The organism is Streptomyces sp. CB01881 (assembly GCF_002953255.1).
Taxonomy (GTDB): Bacteria; Actinomycetota; Actinomycetes; order Streptomycetales; family Streptomycetaceae; genus Kitasatospora.
The window spans coordinates 7466692-7490585 of record NZ_CP026498.1 but is presented as its reverse complement, the minus strand read 5'-3'; the positions used below and the strand labels follow the sequence as shown (position 1 = coordinate 7490585).

The following is a 23894-nucleotide window of genomic DNA, read 5'->3' as shown; positions in this document are numbered from 1 at the left end:
ATGGACAGCGCAGCCGCCGACGGGCACTCCGGATCCGGCCCGGCGGCCAACCCGCTCGGGCACGGCCCCGTCCTGCTGCTCACCGACGCCCGGCTCGCCGACGGCCGGGTGGTGGACGTGCGGATCAGCGGCGACCGGATCCAGGCCGTCGGCACCGCCGGCAGCCTCGGCCCGCTGCCCGCCCTGCCCGGCACCCCCACCGCCACCACCGGCGCCCGGATCGACCTCAAGGGCTACCTGCTGCTGCCGGCCCCGGCCGAGGCGCACGCCCACTACGACGTCGCCTTCTCCGCCGCCCTGCCCACCCCTCCGCCGGAGACCCCCGCCGACCTCACCCGGCGGGTCACCGAAGCCGCGCTCACCTCGCTCGGCTACGGCGCCACCGCCCAGCGCACCCACGTCCGGATCGGCGACGTGCACGGGCTGCGCCGGCTGGAGGCCGTGCTCACCGCCCGGCAGGCGCTGCGCGGGCTCGCCGAACTGCAGGCCGTCGCCATGCCCCGGCTGCTCACCGGCCGGGCCGGGGCGGACGGCCGGGCCCAGTTGCGCGACGCCCTCAAGCTGGGCGCGACGGCGGCCGGCGGCTGCCCGGAGCTGGACCCGGACCCGGCGGGGTACGTCCAGGTGCTGCTGGAGGCCGCCCGGGAGGCGGACTGCCCGGTCGACCTGCACACCACGGGCGCCGACCCGGTCCAGCTGGCCCGGCTGGCGAGCGCTCTGGCGCCGCTGCGGCCGCGGGTGGTGCTCGGCCCGTGCGGATCGCCGGCGCCGGGCGCCGCGACGGTGCTGGCCACCAGCGGCGTCCGGGTGGTCTGCCTGCCGCAGAACGGCTGCTGCACCGGGCTGGAGGGCCGGGCCGCCGAGCAGCGACCGGGGCTGCTGCGCGAGCTGCTGGAGGCCCGGGTGCCGTTCGCCGCGGGCAGCGGCTCGCTGCGCGACCCGGCCAACCCGGTGGGGCGGGCGGATCCGCTGGAGGCCGCGTACCTGCTGGCGGCGGGCGGGCTGATGGCGCCGGAGGCGGCGTACGACGCGGTGGCCAACCAGGCGCGGGCGGCGCTCGGGCTGCCACCGGTCCGGGTGGACGCCGGGTTCCCCGCGGAGCTGCTGGCGGTGCGCGGGGACAGCCTGGCGGGGGCGCTCGCGGGCGGGCACAGCCGCCTCGTGGTGCACAGCGGACGGGTGGTCAGCCGGACCAGCGCGGTGCGCGAGTTCGCCGACACGGTGGTGCTGGTGCTGCCCCGGCAGTCGGGGAGCACGGGCGGGGGCTGACGGGGTGGGGCCGGCGGGGTGGGGCTGAGCAGGTGACGGGGCGCGCGGTGTTGTCCGCGCGCCCCTCCCCACCTGCTGACCGCCGCCGGGGCGGCGGAGCGGCCCCAGGCATCCCCCACATGGAGCGGGGCCGCTCCCTCACCGCTGACGCTACGCCGCCGACGGTCCGTCCCGGCCGGCCTTGACGCCCTCCTGCCGTCCGCCGGGCGCCTCCTGACGCCCCTTTGACACTTCTCCGGGCCGGCCGGAGCGGCCTCAGGGCTCGTAGCGGTAGCCGATCCCGGGCTCGGTGATCAGGTGGCGCGGCCGGCCCGGGTCGCGTTCCAGCTTGCGGCGCAGCCCGGCCAGGTAGACCCGCAGGTAGTTGCCGTGCCCCTCCTGCGCCGGACCCCAGACCTCGCGCAGGATCTGCCGCCCGGGCACCAGCCGGCCCGGGGCGGCGAGCAGCAGGGCGAGGATCCGCCATTCGGTGGGGGTCAGCCGGACCGGGCCGTCCGGGCCGGTCACGGTGGTGGCGGCGAGGTCCACGGTGTGGTCGCCGATCACCGCCGCGGCCGGGGCGGGGCCGCCCGGCAGCCGGCGCAGCACGGCGCGCAGCCGGGCCAGCAGCTCCTCCATCAGGAACGGCTTGGTGAGGTAGTCGTCCGCACCGGCGTCGAGCGCGTCGACCTTGTCGGCGGCGCCGGAGCGGCCGGAGAGCACGATGATCGGCACGGCGCTGCGGCGGCGCAGGCCCCGGATCACCTCCATGCCGTCCAGGTCGGGCAGGCCGAGGTCGAGCAGGACGGCGTCGGGCGCGGTCTGCGCGGCGCGGTCCAGGGCCTCGCCGCCGCTGGCGGCCGTCCGGACGGCGTACCGGCGGGCGCTGAGGTTGATCCGCAGGGTGCGCAGCAGCGCCGGTTCGTCGTCGACGATCAGGATCTCGCTCATGCGCCCACCCCTCCCGGACGGTCGTCGTGAACGGTCTGCGCGGCGGGCAGGGTGAGCAGCATCGTGGTGCCGCCGCCGGGGGTGTCCTCGACCTCCAGGCTGCCGCCCATGGCCTCGGCGAGGCCGCGGGAGAGCGCGAGTCCCAGGCCGACGCCGGTGGTGTTGTCGGTGTCGCCGAGGCGCTGGAAGGGCAGGAAAACGCGGTCGCGGTCCTCGGGGGCGATGCCGGGGCCGCGGTCGATCACCCGGACCTCGACCCGCTCGGCGTGGTGGCTGGCGGCGACCAGCACGGGCGCGCCGGGGGCGTTGTGCCGCAGTGCGTTGGTGACGACGTTGGCGAGGACGCGCTCCAGCAGCGGCGGGTCGGCCAGCACCGCCGGCACGGTGTCGAGGTCGAGCGGCTGGACGGGCGCGTACGGGTCCGCCAACGAGTCCAGCGCCCTGGGCAGGATCTCGTCGAGGTGCGTCTCGGCGAGGTGGAGGGTGAGGGCGCCGGCCTGGAGGCGGCTCATGTCGAGCAGGTTGTCCACCAGCCGGGTGAGCTTGACCAAGGACTCGTCGGCGGTGGCGAGCAGCTCGGCCTGGTCCTCGGGCGAGAACTCGACGTCGGGGCTGCGCAGCGAGCCGACCGAGGCGAGGGCGGCGGCCAGTGGGGTGCGCAGGTCGTGGCTGACGGCGGCGAGCAGGGCGGTGCGCATCCGGTCGGCGGCCTTGATCGGCTCGACCTCGGCCGCGACCACGGCGAGCCGGTCGCGTTCCAGCGCGGCGGCGACGTGCGCGGCGAAGGCGGTGAGCACGCGCTGGTCGGCGGCGGGCAGTCGGCGGCCGGTGAGGACGAGCACGGCGTCGGGGCCGACCGGGATCTCGGTGGTCTCCCCCGGCTGCGCGGGCTCCGGGCCGCCCCCGCCCTCCCCGTCGCAGCGGGCCAACACCTCGCCGCCGGTGCGTTCCAGCAGGGCGACGGAGTCCATGCCGAAGGCCGTCCGGGACTTCTCCAGCAGTGCGGGCAGCGCGTCGGCACCGCGCAGCACGCTGCCGGCGAGGGTGGAGAGGGTTTCCGCCTCGGCGGTGGCCCGGGCGGCCCGGGTGGTGAGCCGGCTCGCGTGGTCGACCACGGTGGAGACGGCCAGCGCGACGGCGGCGAAGACGACCAGCGCGACGATGTTGTTGGTCTCGCCGATGGTCAGGGTGTGGACGGGCGGGATGAAGAAGTAGTTCAGCAGCACCGAGGCGACGACGGAGGCCAGCAGCGCCGAGGTGGCGCCGCCGAGCAGGGCGACGATCACCACGCCGAGCTGGAAGATCAGGGCGTCGGTGGTGAGGTTGACGGTGTCGTGCGCCTGCGAGAGCACCGCAGTGAGGAGCCAGGGCAGGACCAGCCCGGCGACGTACCCGGCGATGGTGCGGCGCCTGGAGTGGCGGCGTCCGAGCGAGGGCAGCCGGCCGCGGCCGGTGAACTCGTGGGTGACCATGTGGACGTCGATGTCCTCGGAGGCGTCCACGGTGGTCTCGCCGATGCCGGGGCCGGTGAGGAAGCGGGTGATCCGGCCGCGGCGGCTGGTGCCGAGGACCAGCTGGGTGGCGTCGTGGGCGCGGGCGAAGGCGAGCAGCGCGGTGGGGATGTCGTCGCCGACCACCACGTGGTAGGTGCCGCCGAGGGTCTCGACCAGTTGCCGCTGCTGGGCGAGCGCGCCGGAGGAGGCGCCGGCCAGGCCGTCGCTGCGGGTGACGTGGACGGCGAGGAGGTCGCCGCCGGCGGTGCGGTCGGAGATCCGGGCGGCGCGGCGGATCAGCGTCTCGCCCTCGGGGCCGCCGGTGAGGGCGACCACGACGCGTTCGCGGGTCTCCCAGACGCGGTCGATGTTGTGGCTGGCCCGGTAGTCGCGCAGCCCCTCGTCGACCCGCCCGGCCACCCAGAGCAGGGCGAGCTCGCGCAGGGCCGTCAGGTTGCCGACCCGGAAGTAGTTGGAGAGCGCGGCGTCCACCTTCTCCGCCCTGTAGACGTTGCCGTGGGCCATCCGGCGGCGCAGCGCCTGGGGGGCCATGTCGACGAGTTCGATCTGGTCGGCCCGGCGGACCACCTCGTCCGGGACGGTCTCGCGCTGGGGGATGCCGGTGATCTTCTGGACGACGTCGTTCAGCGATTCCAGGTGCTGGACGTTGACGGTGGTGATGACGTCGATCCCGGCGTCCAGCAGTTCCCCGACGTCCTGCCAGCGCTTGGCGTGCCGGCCACCGGGGATGTTGGTGTGCGCCAGCTCGTCCACCAGCACCACCGCCGGGCGCCGCTTCAGCACCGCGTCGAGGTCCATCTCCTCGAACTCGGCGTCGCGGTAGGAGCGGGTGAGCCGGGGGACGGTCTCCAGGCCGGTGAGCATGGACTCGGTGTGGCGCCGCCCGTGGCACTCGATGAAGCCGACCACGACGTCGGCGCCGCGTTCCTGTCTGCGCCGGGCCTCGTCCAGCATCCGGTAGGTCTTGCCGACACCGGGGGCGGAACCGAGGTACACCCTCAGCCGGCCGCGGCGGGGGCCGGTGCCGGGGGTGAGGTCGCGGGCCATGGGCGCTGCTCTTTCGTCTTCTTCGTACGAGGGTCAGGGCGTACGTCGGCCGACCCGGGCGCGGGGTGGTGCCCCGGCCCGGGTCGGCCCGTCTCACAGGTCCAGCCGGCCGGCCGTCACTTTCGCCGGCCTCACTTCTGCTGTGCCAGTGCGGTGTTGAGCAGGACGACGTTGACGCCTTCCTGTCCGAGGAAGCCGAGCGAGGGGCCCTCGGTGTACTTCTCGACGAGCTTGTTCAGCTGCTCGGGCGAGACGTTCCCGCGGGCCTTGGCGACCCGGTCGACCTGTTCCTTGGCGTAGGCGACCGAGATGTGCGGGTCGAGGGCGGAGCCGGAGGCGGTGACGGCGTCGGCGGGCACGCTCGCCGGGTCGACGCCGTCGAACTCGGCGACGGCCTTGCGGCGGTCCTCGATCGCCTTGGTGAGGTCCTCGCTGTTCGGGCCCAGGTTGGAGGCGCCGGAGGACTTCGGGTCGTAGCCGTTGGCCGACGGCCTCGGCTGGAACCACTTCGGGTCCGGGGCGGCGGCCTCGTCGGTGTCGGAGGGGTTCTTCTTCGGCAGGTCGTAGCTCTGGCCCAGCAGGCCGGAGCCGGCCTCCTTGCCGTCGGTGGTCTTCACGATCGAGCCGTTGGCCTTCCCGCTGAAGGCGACCTGGCTGATCCCGGTGACCAGCAGCGGGTAGGCGAGGCCGAGGATCACCGTCATCACCAGCAGCATCCGCAGCGCGGTGAAGTGCGTGCGCACGGTGGTGGGCAGGGGCTTGGACATCTGGGGTTCTCCTCTCTCAGCTCAGGCCGGGGATGAACTGGACGACGAGGTCGATCAGCTTGATCCCGACGAAGGGGACGACCAGCCCGCCGAACCCGTACAGCCCGAGGTTGCGGCGCAGCAGGGAACTGGCGTCCGAGGGGCGGTACTTGACGCCGCGCAGGGCGAGCGGGATGAGGCCGACGATGACCAGGGCGTTGAACACGATGGCCGAGGTGATCGCGGACTGGGGGCTGTGCAGGCCCATGACGTTGAGCTTGTCCAGGCCCGGGTAGACCGCGGCGAACATCGCCGGGATGATCGCGAAGTACTTGGCGACGTCGTTGGCGATCGAGAAGGTGGTCAGCGCGCCGCGGGTGATCAGGAGCTGCTTGCCGATCTCGACGATCTCGATCAGCTTGGTGGGGTTGGAGTCCAGGTCGACCATGTTGCCGGCCTCCTTGGCCGCCATGGTCCCGGTGTTCATCGCGACGCCGACGTCGGCCTGGGCGAGGGCGGGGGCGTCGTTGGTGCCGTCGCCCGTCATCGCGACCAGCTTGCCGCCGGCCTGCTCCTTCTTGATCAGGGCCATCTTGTCCTCGGGGGTGGCCTCGGCGAGGAAGTCGTCCACGCCGGCCTCCTCCGCGATCGCCTTGGCGGTCAGCGGGTTGTCACCCGTGATCATGATCGTCTTGATGCCCATCCGGCGCAGCTCGTCGAACCGCTCCCGCATGCCCTCCTTGACCACGTCCTTGAGGTGGATGACCCCCAGGACCCTGGCCGGGGCCGTGCCCGCCTTGGCGGCGACCACCAGCGGGGTGCCGCCGGCCGCGGAGATGCCGTCCACCAGGGTGGAGACCTCGTCGGTGACGGTCCCGCCGTTGCCGGTCACCCAGGTGGTGACGGCGGCGGCCGCGCCCTTGCGGACCTGGTGCAGGCCGTCGGCCTCGTCGAGGTCGACGCCGGACATCCGGGTCTGCGCGGTGAACGGCACCCAGGTGGCGTGCGCCAACTCGCCCTGGGCGCGGGCCCGCAGGCCGTACCCGGTCTTGGCGAGGACGACGATCGAGCGGCCCTCCGGGGTCTCGTCGGCCAGCGAGGAGAGCTGGGCGGCGTCCGCCAGCTCCTCCGTGGGGACGCCGGCGGCGGAGAGGAACTCGGCGGCCTGGCGGTTGCCGAGGGTGATGGTGCCGGTCTTGTCGAGCAGCAGCGTGTTGACGTCACCGGCGGCCTCGACCGCGCGGCCGGACATCGCCAGCACGTTGCGCTGCACCAGCCGGTCCATGCCGGCGATGCCGATCGCGGAGAGCAGCGCGCCGATCGTGGTCGGGATGAGCGCCACGATCAGGGCGACCAGCACGATCATCGACTGCGGGGCGCCCGCGTAGGTGGCCATCGGCTGGAGGGTGACGACCGCGACCAGGAAGACGATGGTCAGCGAGGCCAGCAGGATGTTCAGCGCGATCTCGTTCGGCGTCTTCTGCCGGGCCGCGCCCTCGACCAGCGCGATCATCCGGTCGATGAACGACTTGCCCGGCTCCGAGGCGATCCTCACCACGATCCGGTCCGACAGCACCTTGGTGCCGCCGGTGACGGCCGAACGGTCGCCGCCGGACTCGCGGATGACGGGCGCGGACTCGCCGGTGATCGCCGACTCGTCGACGGAGGCGACGCCCTCGACGACGTCACCGTCGCCGGGGATGATCTGCCCGGCCTCGACCACCACGTGGTCGCCCAGCCGCAGCGCGGTGCCGGGGACCTCCTCCTCGCCCTGGCTCTTCGGCCAGTCGAGCAGCCGGCGCGCCATGGTGTCGGTCTTGGTCTTGCGCAGCGTGTCGGCCTGCGCCTTGCCGCGGCCCTCGGCGACGGCCTCGGCCAGGTTGGCGAAGACCGTGGTCAGCCAGAGCCAGACGGTGATCGACCAGGCGAACACGCTCGGGTCGGCCATCGCGGCGATCGTGGTGACCACCGAGCCGACCTCGACCACGAACATCACCGGGTTCTTCACCATCACCCGGGGGTCGAGCTTCTTCACCGCGTCCGGCAGGGAGGACACGATCAGCTTCGGGTCCAGCAGGCCGCCGGAGACTCTGTGCGGCGCCGCCGCGGCGGGCGCCTCCGGCTGCGTGGCCGGCTTGTCGGTAAGGGTGGACGACATCAGGAGAGACCTTCCGCGATCGGCCCGAGGGCCAGGGCCGGGAAGTAGGTGAGGCCGACGACGATCAGGACGACGCCCGACAGCAGGCCCACGAACAGCGGCTTGTGGGTGGGCAGGGTGCCCGGGGTGGCGGGGACGGGCTGCTGCTGGGCGAGCGAGCCGGCCAGCGCCAGGACGAAGACCATCGGCAGGAACCGGCCGAACACCATCGCCAGGCCGATCGCGGTGTCGTACCAGTCGGTGTTGACGGTGATCCCGCCGAACGCCGAACCGTTGTTGTTCGCACCCGAGGTGAACGCGTACAGCACCTCGGAGAAGCCGTGCGCACCGGAGTTCAGCATCTGGGCCCGCTCGCCCGGCAGCGCCATCGCCACACCCGTGCCGATCAGCACGATCGTCGGCGTGGTCAGGATGTAGAGGGAGGCGAACTTCATCTCCCGCCCGCCGAGCTTCTTGCCCAGGTACTCCGGGGTGCGCCCGACCATCAGACCGGCCACGAACACCGCGACGATCGCCAGGACCAGCATCCCGTACAGACCCGAGCCCACCCCGCCGGGCGCGATCTCGCCCAGCATCATGTTGAACATCGTGATCCCGCCGCCGAACGGCGAGTACGAGTCGTGGAAGGAGTTCACCGCGCCCGTCGACGTCAGCGTCGTCGACGCCGCGAACAGACCCGAGGCCGCGATGCCGAACCGCTGCTCCTTGCCCTCCATCGCCCCGCCGGCCGCCTGCATCGCCGTGCCGGAGTGCTGCGCCTCGAAGAAGGTGATCAGCGCGACCGAGGCCGCCCAGAACAGGCCCATCACCGCGACGATCGCGTAGCCCTGCCGGTGGTCCCCGACCATCCTGCCGAAGGCGCGCGGCAGCGCGAACGGGATCAGCAGGATGAGGAAGATCTCCAGGAAGTTGCTCAGCCCGGTCGGGTTCTCGAACGGGTGCGCCGAGTTGGCGTTGTAGAAGCCGCCGCCGTTGGTGCCCAGCTCCTTGATGACCTCCTGCGAGGCCACCGGCCCGCCCGGAACCGCCTGCGGGTCACCCACCAGGGTCGCGACCTCGTGGAAGCCGTGGAGGTTCTGCACCACCCCGGTCGCGACCAGCGCCAGCGCGAACACGACCGACAGCGGCAGCAGCAGCCGCAGGCAGATCCGGGTCAGGTCCACCCAGAAGTTGCCCAGCCGGTCCGTCCGGTTGCGGGTGAACCCGCGGATGAACGCCGCCACCACCGCGATGCCCACGGCGGCGGACACGAAGTTCTGCACCGCCAGACCGGCCATCTGCACCAGGTGCCCCATCGCGGACTCGCCGCCGTAGGACTGCCAGTTGGTGTTGGCGACGAACGAGATCGCGGTGTTCCAGGCCTGGTGGCCCTCCATCTGCGGAACGCCCAGGCTCAGCAGCAGGTGGCCCTGCAGGCGGATCAGGCCGTAGAGGAAGAGCACCGAGACGGCCGAGAACGCCAGCACCGAACGCAGGTACACCGGCCAGCGCTGGTCGGCGTCACCGTCCACGCCGATCACCCGGTACAGGCCGCGCTCGACTCTGAGGTGCTTGGAGGTGGTCAGGATGCGGGCGATGTAGTCGCCCAGCGGCCGGTAGCACAGGGCCAGGGCGCCGACGAGCGCGAGGACCTGCAACCAGCCCGTGAGAGTCGAACCCATGTCAGAACTTCTCCGGGTAGATCAGCGCCACGACGAGGTAGCCGACGAGGGCGACGGCCACGAGCAGACCCACAATGTTCTCGGCACTCACAGCTTCTCCACCCCCCGCGCGATCAGGGCGATGACGGCGAACACGGCGACCGTGACACCGACGTAGATGAGATCGGACATGGGCTCCACCACAGTGGTTCGGGGGTGGCCGCGAGCGCCCTCTGACGGGCCCCGTGCGGCGCCGGCGGCGGGCCGGCAGAGCCAGCCAAGCGCCTGTACGGGGCGTCACCGCGGTTCTTGACGCCCTCCATACGGATCCCGTTCGGTTGTTGACGAGGTCCATACGGGACCGTTCCCGGGCCGGCCGCACCGGAGGAACACGCCGAAGGGCCCCGGACAGCGCGGTGCTGTCCGGGGCCCCGGCGCGAGGCGTCAGGCGTTCTCGGGCGCCGGCAGCTTCTCGTACTCCGACCGCGCCGCCGGCTCACCGCGCCGGACCGCGCCGGGGGCCCGACGGGACGGGTGGTACGCCTTGGTGGAGGAGGTGAGCTGCCACGGCACGCTGATCACCATCACGCCGGAGGTGAACAGCAGCCGGCTCTTCAGCCAGAGCGCCGACTGGTTGTGCAGCAGGTGCTCCCACCAGTGCCCGACCACGTACTCGGGGATGAACACCGCCACCGCGTCGCGCGGGCTGCTGCGGCGGTACTCGCGGACGTACTGGACGACCGGCTTGGTGATCTCCCGGTACGGCGAGTCCAGGACCTTGAGCGGCACCTGGACGTCCAGCTCCTCCCACTGCCGCGCCAGTTCCTGGGTGGCGTCGTTCTCGACCGCGACGGTCAGCGCCTCCAGCGAGTCCGGCCGGAACGCCTGCGCGTAGCCGAGCGCCCGCAGGGTGGGCTTGTGCAGCTTGGAGACCAGCACGATCCCGTGGACGTTGGACGGCCGCACCGACTCGGCGTTCGGGTCGTCCACCGCCAGTTCCTCGGCCACGCTGTCGTAGTGCCGGCGGATGCCGCGCATCATCACCCAGAGCACCACCGCCGCGACCACGGCCAGCCAGGCGCCCTGCGTGAACTTGGTCAGCAGCACGATGACCAGCACCAGCGCCGTGGTGACCGCACCGAAGGCGTTGATCACCCGGGAGCGCTGCGCCGAGCCGCGGACGGCCGGGTCGGTCTCGGTGCCCAGCACCCGGTTCCAGTGCTTCACCATCCCGATCTGGGAGAGCGTGAACGAGGTGAAGACGCCCAGGATGTAGAGGTGGATCAGGCTGGTGACGTCCGCGCCGTACAGCCAGAGCAGCCCGCCGGCCACCACCGCGAGCGCGATGATGCCGTTGGAGAAGGCGAGGCGGTCGCCGCGGGTGTGCATCTGCCGGGGCAGGTAGCGGTGCTCGGCCAGGATCGAGGCCAGCAGCGGGAAGCCGTTGAACGCGGTGTTGGCCGCCAGGATGAGCACCAGCGCGGTGACGGCCTGGATGAAGTAGAAGAGGAAGCTCTGGTCCCCGCCGAAGATCGCGGCCGCCAGCTGGGCGATCACGGTCTGCTGCGGCGCGGTGTGGCAGTCCCCGGGGAAGCCGGTCAGCTGGCAGGCGTCGTCGGTGATGTGCACCTTGGACATCAGCGCCAGCGCGGTGATGCCGACGAACATGACCACGGCCGTGATGCCCATCACGGCCATCGTGGCGGCGGCGTTCTTCGACTTGGGCGCGCGGAAGGCCGGCACGCCGTTGGAGATCGCCTCGACACCGGTCAGCGCCGTACAGCCGGAGGCGAACGCCCGCAGGCCCAGCATCAGCAGGCCGAGGCCGGCCAGGGTGTCCTTCCCGTCCACCGGCAGGACCCCGTACGAGGCGCTGGCCGCCACCGGGGTGTGCCCGAAGGCCGCCTTGACCAGGCCGGTGACCACCATCAGCACGATGCCGCCGATGAACAGGTACGTCGGCGCCGCGAAGGCCTTGCCGGACTCCCGGACCCCACGCAGGTTCATCGCCGCCAGCAGGACGACGAAGCCGACCGCCAGCTCGACCCGGTAGTCGGCCAGCGAGGGCAGCGCCGAGATGATGTTGTCGACGCCGGAGGCCACCGACACCGCGACCGTCATCACGTAGTCGACCAGCAGCGACGCCGCCACCACCAGGCCGGAGTTGGCGCCCAGGTTGCGGGACACCACCTCGTACGAGCCGCCCCCGCTCGGGTAGGCGTGCACGACCTGGCGGTACGACATCACCACGACCGCCATCAGCGCGACCACACCGGCCGCGACCCACGGGGTCAGGTACAGGAAGGCGGTGCCACCGACGGTGAGCACCAGCAGGATCTCCTGGGTCGCGTAGGCGACCGAGGAGAGCGGGTCGGAAGCGAAGATCGGCAGCGCCAGCCGCTTGGGGAGCAGCGTCTCGCCCAGCTCTTCGCTGCGCATGGCCTTGCCGATCACTAGGCGCTTGAGCGCCTGGGGCACGTTGAACACATGGGCGAGCGTAAGGGCCTTTATCGGGGTGGCAATAAGCCTCGGCGGAGTACCGGGCGGGCCCTGCACGCCCATTGGGCGGAGTGTTCCCGCAGGTCGCAGCCGCTATGTGCGGGTCTTTTCGGGGCGGGCGGGGGCGTTTCGAGGGCGTTAAGCCCCCCCGTTAAGACATCGTCAAGATATGACGATCGGATGGGACAACTTGGACATTCCCTCCCATATCTCCCCCGACCCCGCCCCGTCCCGCGCTGCCCCGTCCCGCGCCATCCCGCACCGACCCCCGCCCCGTCCCGCGCCGTCACATCCGCATCCGGAGCCGGCAGACCACCGCGTCGGTGTGGCGGCGCAGGGCCCGGTCGATGACGGCGCCGCGCCGGTTCTGCAGCGCCCGCTGCCAGAAGCGGACCGGCTCGACCTCGGGGATCAGCACGGTGAGGCGGTCGTAGGTGTGCTCGCCGTCGGCGGCGAGGTCGTTGACGAAGGCGGCGATCGGCGGGCCGAGCCGGCGGTGGCCGTCGGGGATCTCCACCAGCGGCACGCCCGGCTGCCAGAGCTCCCAGTCCCGGCGCAGCGCCTCGGCCTCGGCGCCGTCGTGGACGACGGTGACGGCGAGGACCTCGTCGCCGAGGGAGAGGGCGGCGGAGAGGGCGTCGCGGGTGAGGCGGGTGATGGCGGTGACGGGGACGAGGACCAGGCTGCGCTGCGGGGTGAGGGGGCCGGGGACGTGGCCCAGTTCGAGGCGTTCGCCGATCCGGGCGTAGCTGCGGTGGATCGCTTCGAAGAGGAGCACGAGCAGGGGCAGGGCGAGGCAGATGCCCCAGGCGCCCTCGGTGAACTTGGTGCCGGTGACGACGACGGCGGCGACGCCGGTGAGGAGGGCGCCGAAGCCGTTGAGGGCGGCCTTGGCGTGCCAGTGGGCGGGCCGCTCCAGCCACCAGTGCCGGACCATGCCGACCTGGCAGACGGTGAAGCCGACGAACACCCCGATGGCGAACAGCGGGACCAGGCGGTTGACGTCCCCGCCCGAGCCGGCCAGCAGCACGGCGGAGACCACCGCGAGGAAGAGGACGCCGTGGCGGTGGACCTGCCGGTCGGCGCGCAGGGCGAAGACGTGCGGCAGGTGGTTGTCGCGGGCCAGGAGGTGGAGCAGGACGGGAAGCCCGCCGAAGGAGGTGTTGGCGGCCAGGCCGAGCAGGACGACGGTGGCGAACTGCACCAGGTAGAAGCCGGCGCCGTGGCCGAGCGAGGCGTCGGCGAGCTGGGCGAGGACGGTGACGCCCTCCACCGGCTGGAGGTGGAAGCGGCCGATCAGCACCGCCAGTCCGATCAGCATCACGCCCAGCAGTGCGCCGAGCGCCACCTCGGTGTGCTGGGCGCGCTTCACGCCCGGCGTGCGGAAGGAGGGGACGGCGTTGGCCACCGCCTCCACGCCGGTCAGCGCCGAGCAGCCGGCCGCGAAGGCCTTGAGCAGCAGCAGCGCGCCCACGGTGGTGGCGTTGCCGGCCAGCGCGGAGGCGTGTCCGGCGGCGGCCTCGGTACTCGCCGGCGCGTCCCGGAACAGGCCCACCACGATGATCGCCAGGATCGAGAGCACGAAGACGGCGGTGGGCGCCGTGAACCAGCGCGCCGACTCGGCGATCCCCCGCAGGTTCACCGCCGTGACCAGCGCCAGCACGCCCAGGCAGAGCCAGACCCGGTCGTCGTACAGGCCCGGCACCGCGGAGGTCAGCGCCGCCACGCCGGCCGTCACCGACACCGCCACGTTCAGCACGTAGTCGATCACCAGCGAGGCCGCCGCGGTCAGCGCCGTCCGCCGCCCCAGGTGCGCCTTCGCCACGGCGTACGAGCCGCCGCCGTCCGGGAACGCCGCGATCACCTGCCGGTACGAGGCCACCAGCACCGCCAGCAGCACCGCGATCGCCACCGTCACCGGCACCGTGAACCCGAGCCCGTACGCCCCGGCCGCCGCCAGCACCAGCACGATCGACTCCGGCCCGTAGGCCACCGACGCCATCGCGTCCAGCGACAACGCGGCCAACCCGCCCAGCGCGGTGAGGCGGTGACGCTCGTCCGGATCGGAGGACCGGGCGGTACCTGGCGGCTCGGGCTCGGCGGTGACGGCCTGGGCGGCGACGGGGCTGGACATCGAACGGAACCTCCGCGATCGGGCTACTGCTCCCGATCCTGCGGGCCGTGCACCCCCGCATTCCGCCCCCCTACGCGTTCTTGACGCCGCGGCGGCGGCCCTTGACGCCGTTTTGAGGGAGAGGGGGAGGTGGACGGGGGCGGGCGGACCGTTGTCCCGGCGGGCGCCGGTTGGGAAGACGATCAGCTCGTACGGAGGACTCCCGGCGCATCCTGACACGTCCGGGACTGCTCAGCGGGGAGGCTGAAAGGCCGCGCCCGCCCCCTGGGGAACACTTTGCTGCCTCGTAAAGGTAATTGCAAGCCATGTGCAATAAGGCGCGGCACATCGCTGGACTACTCTCCGCACATGAACCGTCACCCTGAGCCCCTCCTGCTCATCGACCTCGACCACACCCTCGTCGAGCGCGACGGCGGCGCAGACGCCTGGACCCCCGCCTTCTGCACCACCCACGGACTACCCGCCGACGCCGCCCCCACCGTCTTCACCCTGTTCCGCGCCGACCCCTCCCCCACCGGCTTCACCCGGATCGCCGCACACTACGGCCTCACCCACACCGGCCGGGCCCTCTGGGACGCCCACGTCGCCCACGAGGCCGCCCGCACCCACCTGCTGCCCGGCGTCCCCGACGCCCTCGCCACCCTCCGCGAGGCCGGCTGGACCATCGCCGTCGTCACCAACGGCCACACCGACATCCAGCGCGCGAAACTCGCCCGCACCGGCCTGCTCCCCGCCGTCGACGCCGTCTGCGTCTCCGAGGAGGCCGGCGCCCGCAAACCCGCCCCCGAGATCTTCCACCTCGCCGCCGCCCGCCTCGGCCGCACCCTCACCCCCGCCGACTGGATGGTCGGCAACAACCCCGCCACCGACATCTGCGGCGCCCACGCCACCGGCCTCCGGTCCATCTGGATCACCCCGGCCCCGCCCCCGCCGCTCCCCCCGTCCCACCCCGCCCCCACGCACACCGCCCCCGACACACCCGCCGCCGCCGCGCTCCTCCTCGCCACCCCCTGACCCCCGTCAGCCCGGAAAACAGAACCGGCCCGAACAGCGTTTCCGCTGTTCGGGCCGGTCTGGTAATCCAGTGGCTGGTGCAGGGTTCGAACCTGCGTAGCTTGCGCGACAGATTTACAGGCCGCTGGCCAGGGGCGTTCTGACCATGCAACTCCTGCTCCCGGGCCTGATCTGGTCCGCCCCTGGTCCGGATCATGGTCGCGGTGACCCTTGCCAACAAGTAGATACGGGCAGGACAGGAGGACGGACCGTTACGAGTGTCGCCACTTCATCAAGCCCCGGCGCGGGGCACGCTGCGGGCGCCGCTCCCACCGTCGGCCCGCTCCGCGCGCGCCGTGCGGAACGGGAAGAGACCGGGCCATGGGTCGCGAGCACCGCACGATCGACGCGCGGCCAGAGCCTGTGTCCGCCGGGGGATCGGCCGACGCTGGGATGAAACGGGAGCTGGGGTGGGTGACGGGTTAACACGGCGCGACCGAAACGCTACGCTCACTGGCCAGCACACCGTGATGACGATCAGCGCTCGCGCTGGCTAGGGGATGAAGTGCACACGCTCACGGGAAAGCGAGTGGCCAAGTTTGCACGAGACTTTGGCTTCGAGGGGAACGAGGCGAAGCAGTTCGAGCTGTACGTCGCAGCCAACTACCTCTTCCCTTACGTACGGGACGATGTTGAGCAGATCGAGCGCACTGTTCTCGGCGGTGGCACCGATGAGGGAATCGATATCGCTGCCGTCGTAGTCAACGGACAGATCGTCTTCGAACCCTCTGAAATCGACGACCTTATCTCCGATCAGACATCTAATTCGGCTAGGGTAGTCTTCATCCAGGCCAAGACAAGCGAGTCCTACGACTCTAAGCTCATCGCGAAGTTTCTCCACGGCGTCGAGGCTGTGACAAAGTACGCGATTAATTCGAACAGCGTCAAGCTTCCTCCAGCCCTGGTCGACCTGGCTGCTTTGATCGATCGGATCGCAGAGAACGGCGACAAGTTTCAAGAGACGCGAATCCCGTGCGAACTCTTCTATGTCACCACCAGCAGCAATGACGGCAAAAGCGCACAGCAAGAACTTCAGGTCACAGAAGCAATCGGCCGCATTCGAGATCTCGGCATTTATTCAGAAACCTTCCACCTCGAAACTCATGGCCACGATGCGCTAGCCGCAAAGCTGAAAGAGCGTCACGGGCCACAGAACATTCGATTTAACTTCGAGAAGCGGCAGACCATCCCTGCGACTGAGCGCGTGAGCGAAGCTTACATCGGGCTTTTGTCCGGCGCGGAGGTGATGAAGTTGCTGACGGATGAAACTGGCTCCGTACGGCCAGGGATCTTCGACGACAATGTGCGCCTCGATCTCGGCAGCCAAAACCCAGTGAATATCCGGATCGCGAGAACCCTCCAGAGCGACGACCGGGAGCACTTTCCCTTCCTCAACAACGGGCTCACGATCATTGCAACATCTCTCCAAGGGTCGGGTGACAGATTCTTCATATCCGGGTATCAGATCGTAAACGGCGGACAGACGAGTCACCAGCTCGCAAGGTGGGCGGCCAGCGAAGCGGTTAAGGCCAATCCCGCCCTTCTCTCTGACCTTTGGATCCCGGTCAAGATTGTCAGCTCAGGCGACGCCGGGGTGCGAACGAGCGTGGCGATCGCCACTAACCTGCAAACTCCCATCAGCTCAACTGACATCCAGGCGAGTTCCCAGATGGCAAAGGATGTGGAAGAGTTTTTCAACCAGTCGGGCGTAACCGGCCTACGTTATCTGCGGCAGAACCAGCACGCGTCTCTTGATTTCCCGCGGACTCGCGTTGTCACGACTCCCGAGCTCAACCGAGCAGTCGCTGCAACACTGTTTGGCGATTCTTTCCGAGCGATCGGCACTCCAAAGGAGCTAGAAGCTGAGGGCTCGCTTGTTTGGGATGAATACTCCGTCGAGGCTTACTACTACGCAGCCTGGATTTTGTACCGCGTAGACAGATTCTTCGCCCGGACGCCCGACTCAAATACTCTCAAAGCCGCGAAGTATCACATCGCGATGATGGTGTCCGCTTTGATCACGCCGGGGCTTGTACCTCTCTTCGAAACCCCTGAGCCGGAGACAGCAAGACGGCGACTCAGGGAAGCCAAGAAGCTTAAGTTCAAGATTTCAGACTCGGAGAAAATTGAAGCAGCGATCACTACTGCGGTCAAGCTTGCCACCGAGCAGTTTCAGTCCGTCTTGAGCCAAGGCAGGAGTTTGCGCAAGGACGATGTGCGCAACCGTCGCAACCAGGAGGCTCTACTGCAAAAGGTCAAGGCGTTGAGCGCCGAAGTCTGATTCTTGGCTTTCGATACATCAGCCGAAAGTAGTCAGACGAAGAAGGCCCGGGATCGACGCTCATTGAAAATCCCCGGCCCTCTGGTCTCCCCGTACGAGTCGGGCAGCCTGCGGCTTGAATGGTGCAGCTTTGCGGCACCAAGAGCCATTCTCTTCAGCTTGCAATGCAGACGGCCCCGGACGGTGAGTTCCGGGGCCTCCTCTCGGCCGTATGAGGTCAACCAGCGCCACCAAACGTTGACAACCGACGACGGCATACACACTGGTCAGCGGGTCGTGCTGGTCTCCAGCCGCAGGCCAGCACGGTGCCTGATCAGACCTTTGTTCATCGGGCCAGGGCGTCCGCGATGAGCTCCATCGAGTCCACGATCACCACGGCACCGGCGCCAGCCAGCTTGACGTCCTTCCCCGGCTTGTTGGCGTATCCGATCGTCGGGACGCCAGCGGCCTCCCCAGCCTCAACGTCGCGGGCCGCGTCGCCGATGAAGATGCAGTGCTCCGGCCCGGTGCCCGCGGCCTTCATAGCTTCGAGCAGGAGACGCGGGTTCGGCTTCATGGAGGAGGGGTCGCCCGGGGAACGTCCGAAGACGCCGACCACGTAGTCGCCGAGGCCGTGCTCGGCGAGGTAGGTCTCGATGGCCGCGCCTGCGTTGTTGCTGACCACGGAGACCAGCCGGCCTGAGCGGGCAGACGCACGCAGAACCGATTCTCCGCCGGGGGTCGGGTGGGCTACCCGAACAGCTTCGGTCTCCAGCGCGGCCAGCGCGGCGTCCGTGCTGTCCGTGAGATCGGGGCGGGCCTCTGAGACCAGCCGGAGCAGGGCTAGCGGGTCGCTCTCCTCCTCCGCCCCGGCCGGGGCCTTCTCGCCGGTGGCGAGCAGGCCCTCACGGAGACGCCGCGCCACCCCCGGGGCGGGGAGGCCGGCGAAGACTGAGCACACCGGGCCGTCGAAGTCGAGGAGTACGTGCTTCACCGGCCGCAGCACGTCGGCAAGTTGCTGAGGGGTGGCGGTCATGGCTGCCGCTCGTACGCGATCGTGCTCCACACACTGTCGAACCACATCTGGGCCTGCTGGACGTACTGCGACCCGAGCGAGGCGTCATCCGGGCCGGCGGCGTGGTGGAACAGGGTGGTGTCCTTGCCGGTCACGTCGTAGAAGGTGTGGGCCGCGTCCGCGATCGTCACCGTGCGCTCGCGGAGCGGGTAGAAGCCGAAGAACGCCTCCGCGCGGTTCAGGATGTACAGCTTGAAGAGGCTGGACGCCCGGTGGACCTTGACCTCGACGCTTGCCTTCTGGACGAGCCCCAGCTCCGCCAACATCTCCACCGAGTGCGCGATGCCGCCGGCGTTCGTCAGGGCGATGTTGCGCGCACGCTCCCGGAGGGCTTCCTCGTCCTGGAGCCCGTCGACCAGGACCGGCACAGCCATCGGCGCCGTGGTGTCCGGCAGCAGCAACCGGATCGTGATGGACTCCGGCGCCAGCCGGCCGGAGCGGACCTTGTCGAGCGGCTCCTGCAGCGCGTTGTGCAGCGTCTCGCTGGAGAACCCGGCGAAGTCGAGGGTCACCTGCTGCTGCTCGAAGGCCGCTTCGAGGTGGGGCCGCAGCCCGACCGGTCGAGAGGTCCTCTCGCGGACGAAGGAGCCGCTCCCCTGCCGCGTCACGATCAACCCCTCCGTGCGGAGCAGGTCGAGCGCCTTGTCCACCGTGCCGCGCGCCACGCCGAAGTGCTTCGCCAATTCGGGGCCGGAAGGAAGCTTGTCGCCGGTCTCGAAGCCCGGCTTCTTCGTGAGGATCGAGGCCCGCAGAGAGCTGCCGACCTGCTGATACGGGGGGCGAGAGTCATCCGGGTCTAGGGCCATGGGCCAATGCTAGGGGAGGTGCCCAACAGGCGCGAGAAACCCAACTCTCTTGACCTGCCTAAGCAGGTTGTCTATGTTGTGAGTGCCGCACCAAGTGAGACAGGGGCGACACGGAGGGGCCTTCTTTGGGCTGCTCTGAGCTGCACAAATGCGCCTATGGGGATAGGCGAAGGGGCCCGGGACAGATCGGGCCGAGGTCGACCGCGCCTTGGCATGCGGATGGCATGGACCGAGAGGTCCGCGTCCGCCTTGAAAGACGCACCCCCCGCCAGTTCACCGCCGAGCTCCTCGGCTCCGGACCGGCGCGGTCTCAGTGAACGAGTGTCTTTGGTCCCTGATCCGTGCCGCCCGCGGCGGGTCGGGGGTCATGGCTGCTCGTGACGTGACGAGTAGCTGGCCCTGGATTCGGGGCCGCCGCGCTTTCCTTGGCCGGGCGCGCGGCAGCCCCTGGGGCCCACCTCCCACTGGAAGAGGTAGACCCGTGAAGTCGATTGTTGCAGGTCAACACGCCTTGGGCACCGAGGAGTTCGCGGAGCTGGCGTTGGGCGTGGACGAGGAGCTGTTCGCCGGCGTGGTCGGCGAGTCGGCGATCGAGCGCCAGGCCCGGTTGGACGTGGCGTACGCGGTGCTGGCGGACCTGCGCCGGGAGGACCCGGAGCTGGCTGCCTACGCCGAGCAGCAGATGAGGACGGCGCCGGTGCTGCCGTTGCGGCGCCCGGTAGTCACCCGTCGCACCGCCAGCGTCGAGCGGGTGGCGGCGTGAGCGGCCTGGGCGACTACCGCGCCGAGCGGCGGGCCGACCGTCAGGCCGACCGCGCCGACGCCCGAGCGGACCGGCGGGAGGAGCGCGAGCAGAACCGGCTGGACGCCGAGGCGGCCCGCCAGCAGCGGGAGGCCGACCGGCGAGCCGCCGAGGAGGCCCGGAACCGGCGACGGGCGGCGCGAGCCGCGCGCCTCGGCCGGGCGACCGGGTGGGTGACGGCCAACCCTTCGCGAGCGTTCGTCCGGTTCGTGCAGGCCTGCTCGATCGTGCCGGCCGTGGCGTCTCAGGTCGCCGCGCTCGACCACGCCGAGGTGTACCTGCTGCTCGCGGTACTGCTGGCCGCGATGCTGGAGGGCGGCGCGTGGGCGCTGGTCGCCATGGGCGCCCAGGCCGAAGGCGAGCGCTCCACCCGCACCTACCGACTCGGCGCGTGGGCGGCCGGCGCGGTCGCCGGGGGCATCAACTTCGCCCACGGCTGGCAGCAGTACCCCGCGCACCACTGGGTCGCGTTCGTGCTGGCCCTGTCCAGCATCGGCGCCGTCTGGCTGACCGACCTCCAGACCCACGGCGGCCGCGGCCCGACCACCGCCGAGAAGAAGCAGGCGAAGGAACGGGCCGAGCACGCCCGCCGCCGCTCCGAGCACCACCCCGAAGTCCGGGAAGTCGCCGACCGCCTGCTGTCCGCCGCCCCGTTCGGCGAGCTGCTGGCCGACGAAGCGTGGCGGATCGCGTGGGAGTACGTCCACGGCGTCACCGTCCCCGGCCTGACGGCCGACCTGCTGGCCCAGCGGCTCAATGCCCGCGCCCGGGTGGCGGAGCTGAGCGCGCTCCCGGCGCCCGCCGATCTGTGGCCGGGAATGCCCGACGACCCGTTCCCCGCCCTCACCCTCCCGCTGCCCTCCGGGCCGTCCGACGGCGTCTACCTCGACACCGTTCCCGACGACTTGCGGAAAGCTTCCCCGATCACGGTCGAAAGCCTGGAAGCCCTTTACGGAACGGGGTCATACGTACCCGCACCCGATTCCGAGGCGCCCAGGGCAGGCCGCACGGACGAGGCTGTCGGGAACGCTTCCGGCGTCGCCGGGAAACGCCTCCTCGACCCGGTCGACCTCACCAGGATTCGCGCCCTGGCCGACGACCTCGCCTCGCACGGCCAAGAGCTCACCACCAAGAAGGTGCGCGACGCCCTCGGCTGCCGCAACGACTACGCCGTGCGCCTGCGCCGCCACGTCGACACCGAGCGCAACAACCCGCCGACCGCCGCCTGAGCGTCCGCCGCGAGGACATCTTCCCCCCTCTCCCAGATTCGCCCCACCACGCACACATTGAGGGCAGTGTCATGACCCTGACCAGAATCGCACCCCCCATCCCGCCCATCACCGAAGCGGACCGCGCCCACGCCGCCGGCGCCGCCGCTCGCTTGCTCACCCGTCTCGTCGGCGCGAAGGGCGGTGCTCGATGAGCACGCACAAGCAGGTGCCCGGCCTGGGCATCGCCCGCCTCGACGGCGGCGGCCTCGCCTACCGCCTGGCTGACCCTCTGACGATCGACGAGGTCGGCGGCCTCGCTCGCCAGTCGTGGTGCCACCGCCTAGTGGTCACCGACGCCTCCGCCGACGGCCGGCGCCCCGCCGAGATCAGGGCGATCTGTGAGCTGGACGGCGAGCCGTTCGTCCTCGTCGGCCAGATTGGGGAGGGCGCCTGATGTTCGGCATCGGCAAGAAGCAGTCCGCCCAGCCCCAGTCCCGCCAGCAGCGCAGGGCGAAGGCCGTCCGCAAGGCGGACAGGGCCGGGCACGCCGCGATCGACGCGCTCCCCACCAGCCGCAGCATCACGGCCTGGCGGTACCTCCCGGGTGCCTCGCGGAGCTCCTCCTGACCACCCCTTGGGCCCGGTTCCGGCCGGGCCCCCTCCTAAGGAAGAGATCCATGGCCTACACGCTGTGCCTGCTGTTCCTACTGGTCGACGCCGTAATCGCGTGCCTGTGCGTCCGCGAGCTGATCCGCCGGGGGTGGAAGTGAGCTACGACCAGATCCCCCAGCTGCCCACCGACCACCACAACGCCGTCGACTGGCAGCGCGTCAAGCGCGCCGCCCGCCTGCAGCACCCGGTCCGGACCGCCGCGACCCTGGGCGTCGGCATCGTCCTCGCCCCGTGGTGGACCGACCACGCCGCCCTGCCGCTGATCGCCACCTACGGCCCGGCCGCCGCGTTCGGGCTGGCCGCCATGACCAGCGTGTACGCCTCGGTGGTCATGGCCAACGGCCGCATCCGGCCCCTCGTCCGCCGCGCGGCCGCCGTTGTCCTGGTCGCCGCCGTCGCCGGGACCCTCTTCGCCTCCCCCGTCCGTACCCTCATCGCCGCCTGGATCATGGAGAGCTGAGCCGTGAACCTGATCGACTTCACCCACGTCGTCACCCGCGCCGGCGCCGCGTTCGGCTTCGCCGTGATGGCGATCACCGCCATGGCGCTCTACTACTCCAACGGCCGGACCGTGGCCTCGCTGAAGCGACGGGCCGTCTGGCTGCCCTGGGTCGGGCCCGCCCTGACGATGGTCCTGGCCTCCGCCGTCACCGGCGGCGTGATCGGCAAGATCTCCGGCGGGTTCACCGGTACCGGCAACAAGGCCGGGCAGGCGGTCGGCCACGTCGGCATCGGCCAGGACGGCGCCGGCGCCGTCGACGTCTCCACCGGCGAGGTGCTCTCCTACTCCGGCTCCTGGCTGGTCCTGGTCCTGGTCGTCGGCGTCGCCCTGTTCATCTGGTTCGCCAAGTCGTGGAAGGAGCGGGCACTGGCCGTCTCCGGCGCCCTTACCGGCGCGACCTGGGGCATCGCCTCCTCCATCGGCGGCTGGGCCGCGATGGTCGGCGTCCCGCTGGTCTCCTGGATCGGCGAGCTGGTGATCGGTTGATGACCGCGCCCACCATCGAGCGCACCCAGCGCGGCGCCCAGCACATCGCGCTGTTCCTCGCTCACTGGGCCGGCGGCCACACCGTCAGCGAGGAGGAGATCATCCGGCGCATCGTCAAGGCCCGCCAGGAGGCCCACGCCACCGCCGTGGCCGAGGCCGGCCGCCAGGCGAGGGCCGCCCACAAGAAGGCCACCCGCCTTCGCCGGTCCGCCGAGGAGAACGGTGGCCTGGTCCCGGCCCAGATGACCGCGCTGGCCACGGCCGACTTCGAGGCACGGCGCCACGACGCCGCGATGTCGGCCCTGGGCGAGTTCACCATGCCGGTGCTCGACCCCGGCCACGTGCGGCATCGACGCCACCGGATCGCCGCCTGGCGGTGCGCGATACTCGCGTCGCCGGTCGCCGGGGTGCTGGCAGCCTCGTGGATGTTCTCGGGCAACGTGTTCCTGTTCAGCGTGCTCGGCGGCGTCGGCGCGTGCCTGGCACGCGGGGACAAGCCGTTCGCGCTGGCCGTCCGCGCGGTGCCGGCCGAGCTGGTCGCCGCGACGCCGCTCGTGCTTCCGATCGCGTCCGCCAGCGTGGTGGAACCGGGGGACGAGCAGGAGTCGGAGCTGGTGCTGGTCGACTCGGGAGAGTGGCGCGACGACCTCCGCCTCTACGTCGAGCACGCCGTTGCCCACGCCGACCTCCAGGGCCGCGCGGGCGTTCACGTCGTGGACCTCCTCAATGGCCTCCAGGAGTCCGGCCGCTACCTCGGCTTCACCAAGTCGAGCTTCCCCGCCAAGCTCCGCGACGCGGGTCTGCCCGTCACCGGGATCAGCATCAAGGGCGACAACCAGCTCGGCGTCAGGTACGACCAACTCGCCAAGGAGCTCGGCCGCTCCCCGCGGCTGCCCGCCCACCTGGTCCCCGACCTGACCGCGGATGAAACCGCGCTCGCGGGGGAGGGGAGCCCCTTCCAGAGCCCCTCCCCCGCTTCCCGGCAGACCGCCTAGACGCACTAGACGCGCAGGTCAGCCATCTAGCGTCTACGTCTAGCCGCAGATCTAGCCTCTCCCCGGAAGGGGATGTGGATCACCACGGGAGTCCG

General features: G+C 70.9%; 20 protein-coding genes. 10 read left to right on the top strand and 10 right to left on the bottom strand.

The features are described 5' to 3' along the window. On the top strand, positions 1–1269 hold the full coding sequence (locus C2142_RS22650) for a hydrolase (protein ID WP_148644349.1): 1269 nt from the start codon (positions 1–3) through the stop codon (positions 1267–1269). 255 nt (positions 1270–1524) lie between these two features. Here C2142_RS22650 and C2142_RS22645 read toward each other — a convergent pair whose 3' ends face one another. From C2142_RS22645 to C2142_RS22610, 8 genes are all read right to left on the bottom strand, one after another. Further along, on the bottom strand, positions 1525–2199 hold the full coding sequence (locus tag C2142_RS22645; RefSeq protein ID WP_148644348.1) for a response regulator: 675 nt from the start codon (positions 2197–2199) through the stop codon (positions 1525–1527). Beyond that, positions 2196–4760 carry an ATP-binding protein gene (locus C2142_RS22640; RefSeq protein WP_148644347.1) on the bottom strand — a complete coding sequence of 855 codons (2565 nt, stop codon included), beginning with the start codon at positions 4758–4760 and terminating at the stop codon, positions 2196–2198. The genes C2142_RS22645 and C2142_RS22640 overlap by 4 nt, the downstream gene beginning before the upstream one ends. A gap of 131 nt (positions 4761–4891) precedes the next feature. Next, on the bottom strand, positions 4892–5527 hold the full coding sequence (gene kdpC / locus C2142_RS22635) for a K(+)-transporting ATPase subunit C (protein ID WP_148644346.1): 636 nt from the start codon (positions 5525–5527) through the stop codon (positions 4892–4894). 16 nt (positions 5528–5543) lie between these two features. Then, entirely contained in the window at positions 5544–7664 is a 2121-nt protein-coding gene (gene kdpB / locus C2142_RS22630) for a potassium-transporting ATPase subunit KdpB (protein WP_148644345.1), read from the bottom strand. Then, positions 7664–9325, bottom strand: a complete 1662-nt coding sequence (gene kdpA / locus C2142_RS22625; protein WP_148644344.1) for a potassium-transporting ATPase subunit KdpA — start codon at positions 9323–9325, stop codon at positions 7664–7666. Before kdpA ends, kdpB begins: the two co-directional genes overlap by 1 nt. Before the next feature lies 1 nt (position 9326). Beyond that, on the bottom strand, positions 9327–9416 hold the full coding sequence (gene kdpF, locus C2142_RS22620) for a K(+)-transporting ATPase subunit F (RefSeq protein WP_148644343.1): 90 nt from the start codon (positions 9414–9416) through the stop codon (positions 9327–9329). Between the two features lie 332 nt (positions 9417–9748). Then, on the bottom strand, positions 9749–11743 hold the full coding sequence (locus C2142_RS22615) for an APC family permease (protein ID WP_241003252.1): 1995 nt from the start codon (positions 11741–11743) through the stop codon (positions 9749–9751). Positions 11744–12089: 346 nt separating this feature from the next. After that, positions 12090–13937, bottom strand: coding sequence for an APC family permease (locus C2142_RS22610; RefSeq protein ID WP_148644341.1), 1848 nt, complete (start codon positions 13935–13937; stop codon positions 12090–12092). 348 nt (positions 13938–14285) lie between these two features. Here C2142_RS22610 and C2142_RS22605 point away from each other — a divergent pair, with 348 nt between their 5' ends. Next, the gene (locus C2142_RS22605; RefSeq protein WP_148644340.1) at positions 14286–14951 is read left to right on the top strand and encodes an HAD family hydrolase; all 666 of its coding nucleotides are present in this window, start codon (positions 14286–14288) and stop codon (positions 14949–14951) included. Positions 14952–15519: 568 nt separating this feature from the next. Then, the gene (locus C2142_RS22600) at positions 15520–17271 is read left to right on the top strand and encodes an AIPR family protein (RefSeq protein ID WP_148644339.1); all 1752 of its coding nucleotides are present in this window, start codon (positions 15520–15522) and stop codon (positions 17269–17271) included. 325 nt (positions 17272–17596) lie between these two features. Here C2142_RS22600 and C2142_RS22595 read toward each other — a convergent pair whose 3' ends face one another. Both C2142_RS22595 and C2142_RS22590 read right to left on the bottom strand, forming a co-directional pair. After that, entirely contained in the window at positions 17597–18286 is a 690-nt protein-coding gene (locus tag C2142_RS22595; RefSeq protein ID WP_148644338.1) for an HAD-IA family hydrolase, read from the bottom strand. After that, entirely contained in the window at positions 18283–19131 is an 849-nt protein-coding gene (locus C2142_RS22590; RefSeq protein ID WP_148644337.1) for a GntR family transcriptional regulator, read from the bottom strand. The genes C2142_RS22595 and C2142_RS22590 overlap by 4 nt, the downstream gene beginning before the upstream one ends. 481 nt (positions 19132–19612) lie before the next feature. Here C2142_RS22590 and C2142_RS22585 point away from each other — a divergent pair, with 481 nt between their 5' ends. The 7 genes from C2142_RS22585 (at position 19613) to C2142_RS22555 (ending at position 23799) form a co-directional block, all read left to right on the top strand. Next, positions 19613–19894, top strand: a complete 282-nt coding sequence (locus tag C2142_RS22585) for a hypothetical protein (protein WP_148644336.1) — start codon at positions 19613–19615, stop codon at positions 19892–19894. After that, positions 19891–21162 carry a hypothetical protein gene (locus C2142_RS22580; RefSeq protein ID WP_148644335.1) on the top strand — a complete coding sequence of 424 codons (1272 nt, stop codon included), beginning with the start codon at positions 19891–19893 and terminating at the stop codon, positions 21160–21162. Before C2142_RS22585 ends, C2142_RS22580 begins: the two co-directional genes overlap by 4 nt. 190 nt (positions 21163–21352) lie before the next feature. Beyond that, a complete protein-coding gene (locus C2142_RS22575; protein ID WP_148644334.1) occupies positions 21353–21598 on the top strand; it encodes a hypothetical protein in 246 nt (81 codons plus the stop codon). Continuing rightward, entirely contained in the window at positions 21598–21771 is a 174-nt protein-coding gene (locus C2142_RS22570; RefSeq protein WP_153882808.1) for a hypothetical protein, read from the top strand. Before C2142_RS22575 ends, C2142_RS22570 begins: the two co-directional genes overlap by 1 nt. A 139-nt stretch (positions 21772–21910) precedes the next feature. Then, positions 21911–22276 carry a hypothetical protein gene (locus C2142_RS22565; protein WP_148644333.1) on the top strand — a complete coding sequence of 122 codons (366 nt, stop codon included), beginning with the start codon at positions 21911–21913 and terminating at the stop codon, positions 22274–22276. A 3-nt stretch (positions 22277–22279) separates the two neighbouring features. After that, positions 22280–22804 carry a hypothetical protein gene (locus C2142_RS22560; protein ID WP_148644332.1) on the top strand — a complete coding sequence of 175 codons (525 nt, stop codon included), beginning with the start codon at positions 22280–22282 and terminating at the stop codon, positions 22802–22804. After that, positions 22804–23799 (top strand): hypothetical protein, encoded by a 996-nt coding sequence (locus C2142_RS22555; protein WP_148644331.1) that lies wholly within the window; start codon positions 22804–22806, stop codon positions 23797–23799. Before C2142_RS22560 ends, C2142_RS22555 begins: the two co-directional genes overlap by 1 nt. Positions 23800–23894: the final 95 nt, after the last annotated feature.

Bases quoted from the DNA above. Each gene is read 5' to 3' on its own strand.
- C2142_RS22650 (WP_148644349.1), top strand. From the start codon at position 1: ATGGACAGCGCAGCCGCCGACGGGCACTCCGGATCCGGCCCGGCGGCC.
- C2142_RS22645 (WP_148644348.1), bottom strand. From the start codon at position 2,199: ATGAGCGAGATCCTGATCGTCGACGACGAACCGGCGCTGCTGCGCACC.
- C2142_RS22640 (WP_148644347.1), bottom strand. From the start codon at position 4,760: ATGGCCCGCGACCTCACCCCCGGCACCGGCCCCCGCCGCGGCCGGCTG.
- kdpC (WP_148644346.1), bottom strand. From the start codon at position 5,527: ATGTCCAAGCCCCTGCCCACCACCGTGCGCACGCACTTCACCGCGCTG.
- kdpB (WP_148644345.1), bottom strand. From the start codon at position 7,664: ATGTCGTCCACCCTTACCGACAAGCCGGCCACGCAGCCGGAGGCGCCC.
- kdpA (WP_148644344.1), bottom strand. From the start codon at position 9,325: ATGGGTTCGACTCTCACGGGCTGGTTGCAGGTCCTCGCGCTCGTCGGC.
- C2142_RS22615 (WP_241003252.1), bottom strand. From the start codon at position 11,743: ATGCGCAGCGAAGAGCTGGGCGAGACGCTGCTCCCCAAGCGGCTGGCG.
- C2142_RS22610 (WP_148644341.1), bottom strand. From the start codon at position 13,937: ATGTCCAGCCCCGTCGCCGCCCAGGCCGTCACCGCCGAGCCCGAGCCG.
- C2142_RS22605 (WP_148644340.1), top strand. From the start codon at position 14,286: ATGAACCGTCACCCTGAGCCCCTCCTGCTCATCGACCTCGACCACACC.
- C2142_RS22595 (WP_148644338.1), bottom strand. From the start codon at position 18,286: ATGACCGCCACCCCTCAGCAACTTGCCGACGTGCTGCGGCCGGTGAAG.
- C2142_RS22590 (WP_148644337.1), bottom strand. From the start codon at position 19,131: ATGGCCCTAGACCCGGATGACTCTCGCCCCCCGTATCAGCAGGTCGGC.
- C2142_RS22575 (WP_148644334.1), top strand. From the start codon at position 21,353: ATGAGCACGCACAAGCAGGTGCCCGGCCTGGGCATCGCCCGCCTCGAC.
- C2142_RS22570 (WP_153882808.1), top strand. From the start codon at position 21,598: ATGTTCGGCATCGGCAAGAAGCAGTCCGCCCAGCCCCAGTCCCGCCAG.
- C2142_RS22555 (WP_148644331.1), top strand. From the start codon at position 22,804: ATGACCGCGCCCACCATCGAGCGCACCCAGCGCGGCGCCCAGCACATC.